We start from the raw sequence: 15,153 nt of genomic DNA, 5'->3' as shown, positions 1-15,153 counted from the left end.
TTTTCTGTTTCTGGCAATTTGGTTCAAAAACCTTCTATCTGAAAATCATTAGTTTCTTTCTTACCACACCAACCTCAGACTTTATCAAAACAATATAAATGCCCTGAACATAATCACTAACCTCAACATTGTGAGTCAAATGTCTAATATTCGACCTATTATAGAGACCAAGACCAGATTCATTAAATATTGAAACCTCTACAGGTCTTCCATTGTACTGAGCCAAATCTATTGTTATGCGATCATTCGCAGGGTTTGGATAGATACTTACTGCTGTCTCGTCAATAAATCCATTATCAATTGAGGCTACAATTTCGGCTACGGCAACTACTGATTTAATACCAGAACCTCCATTATAGTTAATTACAATATCACCAGAATAAGTCTTCGCTTCTGTAGGCGCAAAACTTACTGCTATCGATTTACTTGTAGATGGAGCTATTGCGTCAATCGTTGTTGGGCCTGTAAAACCATCTGGATAGGTAATTGAAGTCACTTCCATTACACCATCACCATCGTTGAATATTGAAATTTCTAGTGCAGAGGTTTCCCCTACATTGGTGGTTTCAGCACTTTGACCGCCTTCAATCCTTAAAATTGCCTCTGCTTGATTTGTGATTGCGATAATAAAGTTGTCTTCGAACGACAAGCCTCCAGCATCAGTAGCTTTGATTCTTACTGAATAAGATGCTTTAGCTTCAAAATCAAATGATGTTTTGGCAGCCAACTTATTACCAACGATTTCAAAGGATGCATTATCTGCGCCTCCTGTACCCGAAACCAAAGTATAGCTATGCGTATCTCCAGCATCTTGATCAGTAGCCGAAATTCCTCCAATGATTCCCCCGACTTGATTATTCTCCATGATCTGAGCATTATCAAGTACTATAGCCGTAGCTGCTTCATTTACATCATTGACATTAATGGTTAAAGCTTGCTCAAAACTACCTTCATAACCATCAGTAGTTCTGAGTCTTATAGAATAACTTGACTTTGTCTCATAATCAACGGAAGTAGCTAAAACCAGCTTGCCATTATTCAAAGTAAATTTATCGTTGTCTGTACTTCCGACTCCATTTACTAACTGATAGGTAAACACATTATCTCCTGCATCAATATCAATACTAGATAGGGCTGTAACATCAGCTCCAATGGCAGTATTTTCATCAAGTGTATTATTAACCAAATTTATTGCTGTTGGAGCATCATTTACATTATTTACAATGATTTTGAATACATCATTGGCCTTCGCTCCTGATGGATCGGTTGCCGTTAAGGTTACTGTTACCTCCCCTACATTATCATTATTTGGTATGCCTGAGAATGTCCTTGTTATAGCATCAAAACTTAACCAACTAGCTGAATAAGTAGCTGAGTAGATCAGCGCATCATTATCAACATCTGTAAAACTTGAAGGTGATACCGTTTTACTAAATGCCACATCCTCCAAAATGGACTGATCTCCAGTTCTTGAAACTAAAGTAGGTGCATCGTTTATAGCATCCACCTTAATATTGAAGCTCATTAATGTAGACTTACCATCTACCGTAGCTGTTACATACAGCTTATCTACTCCATTAAAATCCTGAACAGAACTTAACTCTATCTTATTTCCGTTGACAGATGCATTTAGGTTTTGATTACCTGCCAAACTATAGGCAAATGTAGCCGTTGGGTTAGTCGCGTAAGAAAACACATTACTCAAGTCGATTTCCCTTGTCCCAAAATCCTCGTCAAGCGTAATATCAGTTATAGGATTAGTTATTGTTACATCTTGACTATTGATGGCCGTCAAGAAATTTAAACCTTGAAGAATAGACAACTCTCCATCACTCACTGTTAGCTGCGCTGTTTGCAAACCAACACTACCATTTGCAGAAGTAACTGTAAGTATACTTCCGTTCACCGACAAAGCCACATTTGTAATATTACTAACCGTATAAGTCAAATCCTTGGCTGCTGTTTCTTTGTCTTCAAAGAAATTAGCTAGGTCTAATGTATAGGTTGGGAAGCCTTGCACTAATGTCTGAGTACCAATTGCTTTGCTCAATATTGGTGAATCATTTACTGCGGCAACAGTTACCTTGAAGGTTTTACCCAAGGACAAGGCAGTTGTTGTGCCCGTCCCATCATCAGCCCTAACGGTAAACTCAACCTCACCAAAGAAATCAGCTTTTGGTGTTACCACCAATGATCCGTTTTCAATTTTGTAAGTTACATTATCATCTGCATTAGAAGTTGCCAAATAATTAAAGACGCTCACATTTCCATCCACATCAGTTGCTGAAAGAGGAATTGTTAATTGGCTATCTTCATTTACAGTCTGGTTTTGAATATCCGTCATTATTGGGGCGTCATTCACTGGTGCAATCACCAAGCTGAAATCATCCGTCACTACTTGTGGATTAGAACTACCCACCTCAGTGACCAACAGTTGAATATTCACTTTGCCATTAAAATCATTGCTGGCTTTCAACTGTATCTTACCGTCTACAACTGTTCCTCTCACATTTGAATCGGAGGAAATCACTTGATAAGACAACTCACTATCTGGGTCGGTTACGGTAAAGCCTACTGTTATCGTTTGGTCTTCGTTCATCGATTGATCTTTAATATCAACCAATTGTGGTGCGTCAGGAACTTCAATTACATTCACTCTAGCATAAGCCAATAGGGTTTCATTTCTGCCTTTATGAGTAACACTAAATTGTATCGAATCCTTTAGCCCTATTTCAGAAGTAGAAGTATATTCCAATGTCCATTCTGCAAAACCATCTTTATTAGAAACAAGCTTAGGAGTACCTACTGTTCCGCTCAGTGGGCCTTTTACGATGGTAACTTCTGCCTCAGAAAGATCAAAATCTCCAAACTCAATAGCTGAGAGTTTTAGGTTGATACTTTCGTTTTCGGGAACCGAAGCATCTACAGCAAACACTGCGAAGTTTCCATCTTTAGAAGAATCATCATTAATTCCGCTTCCCCCTAAATTACCGCTGCTGTTTCTAGTGAAGATTTGAGCCTTTGAATCGTGAAATCCATTAGCAGTAGCAATGCTTACTCCCATCAAAACTTTAGTGTTAGTGAACAAGGCTGGATAATCATTTTTACTTAATGACACTTTGTAAGTCAGCGTGGTACCATCAATCGTAAATGCAGATTTAGGTATCGATATGTTTTCTCTGAATACTTTGTTCAGTTTTTCTTCCTTGCCTCGATAAAAACCACTGATAAAATACTCATTGTTGATGGCTTGATCTTCAAGTTTCACCACTAATTCAATGTTGTTTTCATCCTTTGGCTCAAGTGTTATTGGGTAAAGTATATGTTTTGAATCTGGTATACCAAATCTAAATCGCACCGTAGCTTCTTGCGAGGATAAACCTCCACCCTGTTCAACCACCTTAAATGTTACTTGATCTTCATAAATTGTTTCAGGTGAGAGACTATTTGGAACGAAGGTATACTCACCCGCTTGAGTTCTTGCCGTTAAAGTACCTAAACTCGGCCCTTCAGTTATAACAAAGTCAATTGGTTCACCTTCTGGGTCGAAACCAATCAACTTAAATAAGTTACCCGGTACATGAGCTATTCTTACCGATGGTGCAATTGCAATTGGTGCTTTATTCTGAACGCCTTTACCAACCACAAATAACTGCTGTACATCTGCATTGCTGACCAATTCAAGTCTTTTTAGTAAAAACTGATCATCTATTGGAGTGAAAGTGATATTGACGATTTTTTCTTCTCCAATAGCTAAGGTGAAGTTTGATTCACTTGCAGAAAAGCCCGCTGGCAATTTAACATCACTTACTTGCAAACTCGCATCAGGGCTAGTGTTCTTGACTTTAACCTGACGAGTTTTACTCGCTCCAATTTTCACCAAGTCAAATATAATGCTGTTGCCTCCTAACTCAATGTTAGACGCATCAACAATAGTTAAAGCTACGGCAGGCTCTGCTATATTAGAAACCGAGATGGTTTTGGCCACTTCATAGGTTCCTCCTCTTAAATCAACTACTTGAACTCTTACCGATAAAGATGTTAAAGCCTCATAATCAAAAGATAATCCAGCCTTTTTGAAGAGTTTGTTTCCTACAATATCAAACTTATCATTGTCCGTACTTCCCGCTCCACTTACAAGCTTGTAAGAATGAAGGTCTCCTACATCGGAATCTTTTGTGGTTAGAGTACCAATCTCTGTACGGCCAATTACGTTTTCTGCAATTACTGATGAACTCAAGTTAATTTCGGTAGGAAGTTCATTTCGAGCTTCGAAGCTCTGAATGAAAATAGCCGAAGCTAAGTTGCCATTATTATTCCCATCCGTGACGGAATTTTCCTTTAGCCCCACCGATGCGTTTCCGTCCAAAATAGAATTTAGGGTCAAACTATAAGTATCACCTGATCCTTCTAAATTAGTGACAGAGGCATTACTCAATATAAAATCTGAGACTTCAAGCCCAGTAACAATCTCACTGAATTTAAGTGAAATTTTCACTGAAGGCGTAAAGGCTAATCCATTCACATCTGCGGTTAAGGTAACCACTGGTTTTATTTCATCTACATCGGTAATGGTAATGGTTACAGTTTGAGCAGCCTCGTTCAGTCCATCATTTGCTTTTACTTGAATAGTATAACTGCTCTTCGTCTCAAAGTCTGGTGATGTCTTGAAGGTTACTACACCTTCTGAAATATTGAAGAAATCTTCATCATTTCCCGTGCCTAAGCTATAAGTAATATCATTCGCATCTGTGGCAACAATGGTGTAGGCCGTACCTGTTTCATTTTCAGCATAATTTACCGCAGTTGCTGAAGTAAATACTGGAGGAATTTCATCTACATCAATGATTGTAATTGTTACAGTTTGAGCAGATTCGTTTGAGCCATCATTCGCTTTTACTTGAATAGTATAACTGCTCTTCGTCTCAAAGTCTGGTGATGTCTTAAAGGTTACTACACCTTCTGAAATATTGAAGAATGCTTCATCGTTTCCTGTACCTAGGCTATAAGTAATAGCATTGGCATCGGTAGCAGATATGGTATAAGCTGTGCCTGTTCCATTTTCAGCATAGTTAATAGCTGTGGCTGAAGTGAATACAGGAACTGTGACATCGTTTACAATAATTGTAAAACTTTGTTGTGCAGTCCCCTCATTGCCATCATTTACCTCTAACACTACATTATGAGCACCTCTATTACCTGTGCTATTACCTGACAAAACAATTTGAGGCGCAGAAACCTTACGAATCGTATGATTACGTACATCAGTTACATATATATTACCAAGAGCATCTGAGACAATCCCATTAGGATTACTGGTAGGAGTCTCACCATATCCAGAGCCCCCAAAATCATTATTTACTGAATTTTCAGAGCCTAACAACGTAGTTACATCTCCGGCCGGAGTAATTTTACGAATTTTGCTATTCCCATAGTCAACTACATAAATATTACCAGCCCCACCTACGAAAATTCCGGATGGACTACTGAAGCTTGCCGATGTTCCATTACCATCGTTTCCTCCTTGAATCCCTGAGCCTGCAAAGGTTGTTACATTACCTGAAGGGGTGATTTTTCGAATTTTATGATTATCTAAGTCCGCTACATAGACATTCCCTGAACCGTCTACTGCTATCCCATGAGGTCTATTGAACCTAGCATCTAAACCAATAGCGTCAATGCTTCCAGAGTAGCCAGAGCCTGCCAAAGTACTTACTTCACCATTTGGCGTGATTTTACGAATTTTGTGTGACCCATAATCTGCTACATACAAATTATCCAAACCATCTACCGCTATTGCAACTGGCCTGTCAAAGCTTGCCTCTTCTCCCCTTCCGTCTGTGCTGCCGCGACTGTTCGACCCTGCAAAGGTTGTTACATCACCATTTGGTGTGATTTTACGTATTCTATAGTTATCTAAATCTGCTACATACAGGTTGCCTGAACGATCTATAGCCACACCAGTAGGTTTTCTAAACTTTGCCGATTTACCATTGGCATCTGTAAGACCCGCCACTGGTGCGCCTGCTATGGTAGACACATCACCAGATGGCGTGATTTTACGAATTAGATCATTGTATGCATCAGCTACATAAATATTGCCTGTTTTATCAATTGCCAAACCAGTGGGCCAATTGAAACTGGCTGATGTGCCGTTAGCATTAGTTCTTCCAGAGGTTATTCTACCAGCAAAAGCTGTTAAATCACCCCCTGTAATGTTGGTGATATTCAGCCAACTTGGTTTCGTGGGAATGGATATAGTAGTATTGTCCCCATCTACATCACTAACTAAAACTGAATAGCTGTAAGTATCACCTTCATTTATACTTGTAATGGGTGTTGAAGTAAAAACAGGCGCTTCGTTATCGGCATTTGTTACTGAAATCGTCACCGTTTGGCTAGCTGAGTTATCTAATGCATCGGTAGCAAATACTTCCACTACATATGAATTATTAGTATCGCTGTCTTGAGGACTTTCAAAATCGGGAGATACTTTGAAAGTTATTTCACCAGAAGTTTCATTCACATCAAAAAGTCCTTCATCGTTACTTGTACCCAATGAATAAGCAATTGAACTGGCGTCCGTTGCGGCAATGGTATAGGCTGTGCCTGTTCCATTTTCTGTAAATGTAGCTGTAGAGGCTGAAGTGAATACAGGAGGCGAAGCATCAACAACTGTTATACTGAAGCTTTGATTTATTGAAGTTCCAATCCCATCAGTAGCCGTTAAAGAAACTTGATTACTTCCTGTTTGACCAGCTGGATCGCCATTTAGGATAGCACCTCTTTCTACTTTTTTAATTTGAAAATTCTGAACATCGCAAACGAATAAATTCCCCTCACGATCAAAAGCAAGACCGTAAGGATTATGAAATCTAGCGTCTGAGCCCTTCCCATTTACATTACCCGATTCGGAGCCATTAGAACCAGCAATGACTGAAACGTTACCGTTTATATCAATCTTTCTAATTTGCTGCTGTGCGTCAGCTACGTATAAATTACTTCGTTTATCTGACGTTATGGCTGCAAGTCCAAAAAATGCTGATCCCGGAATGGAAAGCGTAGTAACGACACCTGATTTTGTGATTTTCCTTACTTTATTACTTATACCACCTTCAGTGACATAGATATTCCCATCTGCTGCTACCGTAATATCAGTAAGGTTCGAAAAAAGAGCATCTCCACCAGTACCATCTGCATAGCCTTCAGAAGAACCAGCTAAAGTCGAGACCATCCCCTCTTGGCTGATCACTCTAATTCTATTATTACCTACATCAAGAATATAGATGTTACCCTCATTATCAATATCAATTTTGGAAGGCATATTAAATGTGGCGTTTACAGCTTCACCGTCATTTGCCCCTGCTGTTGTACTTCCTGCTATTGTCGTAACATTTCCATCTTTATCAATCTTCCTAATAGCATTATTTGATACATCTGGAACATAAACATTATTACTGTTATCAATTGCTATATCAAATGGGGCTCCAAATGATGCGCTTGTACCATTTCCATCGATTAGGTTATCTACTGGATCTGCATCTGGGTTACCCGCTATTGTGGTAACATTACCTTCTAAATCTATTTTCCTAATCGTTCTATTGAACCAGTCAGCTATATAAACATTACCCTGAGAATCGACTTCTAGGCCAGCTGTGAAACTAAACTCCGCTTGATTCGATACACCATCTGTTGTTCCATTTGAACCAGAACCAGCGTAAGTACTTACCATATATTCATTACTTAGACTTAACCAAGTTGGAAGTTGATCTGAAGAAATATCTATAATATCTCCATCAGGGTCAATTGCCTTAACGAAATATTCATATTGCTCATTATCATTAACTTCGGTAATGGGTGTTGAAGTAAAAATAGGTGCTTCATTATCTGCATTTGTTACTGAAATGGTAACCAATAGGCTAGCTGAATTATTTAAGGCATCCGTAGCCAATACTTCTACTACATATGAATTATTAGTATCCGTATCTTGAGGGTTTTCAAAATCTGGAGATACTTTGAAAGTTACTTCTCCAGTAGTTTCATTCACATCAAAAAGTCCTTCATCGTTACCTGTGCCCAATAAATAAGTAATTGAACTGGCGTCCGTTGCGGCAATGGTATAGGCTGTGCCTGTTCCATTTTCTGTAAATGTAGCTGTAGAGGCTGAGGTAAATAACGGAGGAGTAGCATCTAATACTTCAACTGAAAACGACTGCACATTTGTTTCGCCATTAGAATTTATTGACTTTAAGCTAACACTGTGAATTCCTACCCTATTTAGAGGATTACCAACCAGTGTGTAGTCTTTTAGTGATACTCTTCTGATAAGATTATTAGAACTTTCTGTGATAAATAAATCACCTTTTGAGTCAATAACAACACTATGAGGTTCATTGAATGATGCGCTTAACCCTTCTCCATCTGTATTTCCGTTTTGATCAGAACCAGCAATCGTAGTAACCTGTCCATCTGGAGTGATTCTTCTTACATATCGCTGGTCGGTAATGTAGATATTGAAGTTTTCGTCAACAGCCATTCCAGCGGGAGAATAAAATGCAGCCTCTGCACCAAGGCCGTCAATAACTGACCTAGTGGAAGATCCTGCTAATGTTGAGACCATTCCTTGTGGGCTAATCTTTCGAATACGGTGATTATCATAATCTGAAACATAAATGTCCCCGTTCAAATCAACTATAATCCCGGTGAGTTGTGAGAATTGAGCGATAGCCCCGTCTCCATCTACATAACCTGCCTCACCATTGCCTGCTATTGTAGACACGACTCCTTCAGGACTAATCTTTCTCACTCGGTAGTTACTTTGATCCGTAACGTAAATATTATCATTTGAATCAATGGCCAATTCTGTAGGACGGCTAAATTGAGCAGAAGTACCCTGCCCATCTACATATCCCCTCTGTCCATTACCAGCAAAGGTGCTTACCTCACCTGAAGGACTTATTTTTCTGACGGCATGATTCTCTCTATCAGCCACATAAAGATTACCTTCACTATCTCTTACAATACTGCTCGGTTCATTAAAAGTAGCTATTGAAGCATTACCATTAACATAGCCTATGGCACCAGTTCCAGCAATTGTACTTACTTGCCCTGAATTAGATACTTTTCTAATTACGTGATTGAATAGATCTGTCACATAAAGATTGTCGTCTTCATCTCTTGTTATACCTAGCGGAATATTAAAAGTAGCGTTCAGTAAAGTACCATCATCTTGACCAACTTCACTAGAACCTGCATATTTCGTTACAGCATTCTTACCAATAAGCGTCATCCAATCAGGTAATACCTCTGCTTCCAGCGTATAGCTGATATCACTCAGGTTTTCTATAGAAACTCCATAGACATACTGGCTTGATTCCTTAACTGAGGTAACAGGAGTCGATATGATAACTGGTGCTTCATCAACATTAGTCACTGTTATTGTCACTAATTGACTTACCTCATTCACTCCATCACTTGCCTTCACCCTGATGACGTAATCATTATCGGTATTCCCATCAGTTGGAGCTTCGAAGTCAGGGATAGTTTTAAAAGTAACGGCATCCCCTACTAAATCAAATAAATCTTCGTCATTACCCACACCTAAGCTATAGGTGACATCGTTGGCATCAGTTGCTGTAATGGTATAGGCTATACCAGTTCCATTTTCAACAAAAGTAGATGAAGTGGATGAAGTGAATACAGGTGGGATTATATCAATCACTGTAATAGTAAACGACTGAGTATTAGAACCATCATCTGGGTCAGATGCCTTTAATTCCACTTCAAAATCTCCCGTTATACCCAAAGGTGTACCCGATAAACTTGACGTTTGAGCTATTTTTCTAATTCTGTGGGTATTCCTATCCGCCACGTAAATGGCACCATCCGGTGCTACTGTTAAGCCCCCTGGTGAGCTGAAATTTGTATTGGTCCCAATACCGTCAAGGAATGTCCCATACTCTGACCCAGCTATTGTAGAAACCACACCCTCAGGTGATATTTGTCTTATACTATGCGCATCCGATATATAAATAATATCATTGGCATCAATTGTTATTCCATTAAGGTTTTTAAATGAAGCTTGATCTCCTGTTCCATCCTCGATTTTAGACTCCCCCGATCCAGCAAAGCTAGATACCACTCCCTCAGAAGTTATTTTTCTGATTCTATAATTATATTGGTCCAGAACGAATATGTTCCCATGACTGTCAATTGCAAGATCAATAGGCCCGTTAAAAGATGCTTCCGTACCAATGCCATTTAATAGACCATTCTGTCCAGAGCCAGCAAAAGTACTTACCTCACCGCTTGGAGTTATCTTCCTAATGCGATCATTATAAAAGTCTGTCACAAAAAGATTTCCAGTAGCATCAATAGCTATACCTGAAGGAAAATCAAATGAGGCAGAAGTACCATTGCCATCTGCGTATGAATTATTGCCAGATCCAGCAAAGGTACTTACCTCTCCACTTGGAGTAACTTTTCTAATTAAGCCATTATTTCCATCTGTGACAAAAAGATTACCTAAATCATCGATAACCAACCCAATAGGAGATTTAAATGAAGCTATTTCTCCATTACCATTGGTGCTACCAATCGCCCCAGATCCAGCAAGCGTTGTAACTTCCCCATTTATGCTGATTTTTCGAATAATACGACTATACTCATCCAGCACATAGAAATTACCACTTGCATCCATGGCTATATCATTAGGCATCTCAAATTCTGCCACTAACCTTTGACCTTCAATATATCCACCGTTGCCAGAACCTGCGAAAGTAGTTACCTGCAGTTTGTCATTCTTTAACTCAAGCCAATCTGGGCCGGACTCTAATGAAAGTTCAGCTTTGTCATTGTCTGGATCATCCGTAATAATAGAGTATTCATAAAATTGATCACTGTTAACCGAAAGAATAGGCTCTGATATAAAAACTGGTGCTTTACTTTCAAAAGCATCAGTTACATTAATCAAAATGGTTTGGCTATCGGTTCTATCCCCTTCTTGAGCAGTAATTGTGACCTCATAAACGTTGTCTTTATTACTGTCAACAGGGAATTCAAAATCTGGATTTAATCTAAAGGTTAATTCACCAGTGGTACTGTTAAGTAATATATAATAAGAGTCTGGGCCAGACTTGGTATAATAAATATCGAACCCCTCTTCTATTCCCCCTGTAACAACCGTTGTAATTAAAGTGGAGTTTTCTTCTACACTTACCGAAGCACTTTCTCCTCCACCGTCACTGGTAATAATAGGATCGTTTTCATTTAAGTTTTTGACTGTTAGATTAACTAAAAGGCTAGTGCTATTTTCAGCCTCATCTGTTGCTATAAGCTCAATCACGTATACATTGTCTCCATCAGAGTCATGCGGGTTTTCAAAGTCAGGGGATTGATTGAAATAAACTGCATTGGTATATTGTCCATTCATATTGAACAATGACTCATCATGTGCATTTCCTAATGAAAATGTTACCTGAGTTTCATCATTGGCTCCACCCGCGTAGGCATGTGAATTGATAGAAATATTCTCATTCAATTGATAATTGGCTGGTGAGTTAAATACTGGAGACGTAATATCCAGTTTAATCGAAAAAGCCTGTTTTTTCACCCCACTCTTAGTATCCTCGGCTTGTAATATTATATCCACAATGCCATCACTAGGGTTGGCCGTTCCACTCAGTAGGTAATCCTCTTCAAGTTTGATTTTTCTGATTCTATTTAGAGAAGTCGAAACATAAATATTATCGTTGGAGTCTATAGTCAATCCAATTGGTCCCCAGATACCTGCCTCAAGCGCATTGCCATCAGAATAGTCCCATTGTCCGTTGCCTGCAATGGTTGTAACGTCTCCAGAACTAGTGATTTTCCTTACTCTGTTATTACCCCAATCGGCAACAAAAAGATTATCCTGGGAATCGAAATCCACTGCCTTAGGTTCAAAAAACATTGCATTTTGACCATTCCCATCAAGAAAGCCTTCCACACCAGAACCTGCGAAAGTAGTCACCTCTCCATTAGGCTCGATTCTACGAATTCGATCATTTCCTTCGTCAGCAACAAAAACTATATCATTTGAATTAATGGCAATATCGAAGGGTCTATTAAAGGTTGCCGCTATCCCAGTCCCGTCTGCATAACCTTCTGTTCCCGACCCTGCCAAAGTGGTGACCAAACCTGCTGGAGTTACTTTTCGAATAGAATGATTCCCGAAATCGGCCACATAAAGATTCCCCTGTGTATCAATCGCTCCGCCCATAAGCGTTGTAAATCGAGCTTCTGTTCCCTGTCCATCTACATTTCCAAAAAAGCCAGAACCAACAAAATCACTCACATTCCCTTCAGTATCAATTTTTCTTATAATAGAGCCATCCAAAACATACTTAATTCCACTTGAGTAATCAATTAGAATCTTATTCGGCTCTCCAAAAGATGACTCTGATAGAGTACCATCAATTCGGGTACCATCAGACACAAGCGAAAGTGTGGCTACACTACCTTCAGGAGAAACCTTTCTTATGGTCTTTGAGCCAAGTTCTCCTAAATACAAATTCCCATTACCATCAATACTCAATCTAGTGATAGATGAAAAAGAAGCGTCTTGCCCAGTACCATCTATAGTACTGTTACTACCTGAGCCAGCCAAGGTAGAAACTACATAACTAGTTTGGGTTGACACGGTCATCCAACTGGGTTTTCCATCTACACTGAGACTTACTCTATCTCCATCAGGGTCACTTACCTCGACAAGGTATTCGTAGTAATTATTTTGGTCAACTACAGTAACTGGTACAGATTCAAATATGGGTATATTGTTAATCTCATTAAGATTAATCGTTACGGTGGCACTAGTTTCCTCCCCACAGGAATCAATTAATTTTATTTGGACATCCGCGCTTCCATTGGCTCCTTCTGCCCGATGAACGACTATATTGGGCTGCTCAGCACTCAAGTTGAGCACAACATTACCTGTATTCACCACCGACTCATTCGATGACGTTACTTCAAAAACAAGGTCTGAAATAGACTCATCACTAAATGAAATTGGTATAGCGATTTGATTACCATCTTGAGTGATGGACTGCTGATCAACGGTTAGTTCAGCTTTTTGGTTTGAGTATGATGCAATGAAATAATCATAACTACTATTCAAGTTTTGAATCTCACTTTCCAAGTTTTCATCGAAATCAAGATCTATAATTGCATTTTCATTTCCGTACCTCCCTAAAAATAGGAACGATTCACACGCCATTCCGAGATGAACCTTCATTTGATCTATAAATAAATTAGAAGACTGAGCATAAAATCTGTGGGATTGATATTTACCTTCTTTAGATATCTTTAAGTAGCCAAACGAATTGGTAGATGCGCCAGACTCTTTTTTAACTATTAACTCATTAGAGCCGTCTTGATCAATGAAATTCAATGAGCGAAGATTATTGCTTCCAATAGGTATATTAATATTATCATTGACATCAGCTTCAAATCCATAATCTTCGATTACTCCCTCAAAAAGGGTTTGATATTTATATACTCCATCCGATGTGAAAAATACCTGTCTTGTAGAATATTGAAGTTGGTTGGGTAAAAGCATATCTTCAATGTTATTACCCACCAGATTGGTTGGAAACCCATTATAAGAATACATCATTGAATTCAGTACAACATCGCCATTAGAAAGAATAACCATTCCTGTTGCATAAGGAGAAGTATTATACCCTTGAATCCCTCTAAACCATTCGAAATTAAGATTTTCATCTAACTTGATAACTGAACTTACCATCGCAGGATTATCAGTCACAATGTCTTCATCCAAATCACTTCCTTGTCCGTTTTGAATTACTCCTGAAAGGTAAACTTGCTCATTATCAAACACTTTGATTCCTGACATCATAAATTGCCTTCTAGGATCTCCAGATGAGCCAGTATTTCTCGACTTACCGCTGAACGTTTTACTCTTTATGGTGTTCCAGCTAAGGTCATAAACGGTTATATGATGAGTAAAAAGGTACTCATCTCCTCCTCCATTTACTTCAATTGCTGAGTCTATTAGAGCATACAGAACATAAAGATTACCATCATAAAAATCCATTGAAAAGAATCTATGATAATAATCTTTATTGACGTTAAACACTTTATAATCGAGTAGTGATCCAGAGTCACTAAATTTAAGAATCAACCCATACTTCCTTTCATTTAGATTTTGGGTTATAGGTATATTGACATCCCCCACACTAATTGTAGTAGAACTAGCTACATATCCACCTATATATACATTTCCATCATCATCTACCGTCAATCCTTGTGTGCTGAAATAACCGTTGTTCTCCGATCTCTCAACACCAATATTAACTTGAAAGACCATCTCTCCCGAAGCATCAAGCCTAACTATATTAGCTCCATTGCTATTAACTTCATCAAAAGCTAAGTTGACGGAAGCGCTAGGTGACACTAGTGTTGTTGGATATGCTGCTCCTGTCAAGAAGTAAACTCCCCCTGAGCCATCAGCAATAGACAGATTGATTCCGGAATAAGAGTCATCGGGAGTTTTTAATTCCGTTACCCAGTCTAATTTTTGAGCAAAAATACTTTGAGTAAATAGCAAAAAAATAAATAGAAGCACTGATTGCCTCAATAAGCGAAGTGATAGATTAGTCATATAAACAATAGACAGGAGTGTATAACTTTGATAATAAGGCTTAAAGATATATTTTTTTTTAAAACAACTACCCTTATAATTTTTCAATTCCAATCCTTATAAGCCATATTTTTCTACCAGTATAGACGAGATACTCCTTATACGTATAAAAAAACGAGTTTATCAAAACATACCTTTTCACTAGAAATTAAGCTTGAGTAAACACATAAAAGCAGATGAAAAACAGACTCTAAATTTACTGAAATAACTTTTTAGAGCATATTAAGATAACGGTAACTAGTCGTTCAAGCTGACCACCAACTTCCCAAAAGTTCCTCCTGCTTTCATTGCATCAAATGCAGAAATGATTTCTGAAAATGGGCGGACTAAATTTAAAATAGATTTAAACTCTTATTGGCTAATAGTTACATTATGTATTCAGGTTCTTAATGTTTAATTATAACCCCATTGTTTAGCGTGAAAATAATCCATAATTTCAAATGAATGAATCTATT

Annotated in this window: 1 protein-coding gene; it reads right to left on the bottom strand. The window is 38.5% G+C overall.

Annotated features, from left to right (window positions below; all coding sequences use genetic code 11):
• Nucleotides 1-34: 34 nt before the first annotated feature.
• Nucleotides 35-14,605: an NHL domain-containing protein gene (locus tag MB14_RS15770; protein WP_165899453.1), complete on the bottom strand. Its 14,571-nt coding sequence runs from the start codon at nt 14,603-14,605 to the stop codon at nt 35-37.
• Nucleotides 14,606-15,153: the final 548 nt, after the last annotated feature.

It is taken from the genome of Roseivirga ehrenbergii, assembly GCF_001593005.1.
Classification (GTDB): Bacteria; Bacteroidota; Bacteroidia; order Cytophagales; family Cyclobacteriaceae; genus Roseivirga; species Roseivirga ehrenbergii.
Note: the sequence above shows the minus strand (reverse complement) of the source record. Positions and strands in the feature narration are given on the sequence as shown.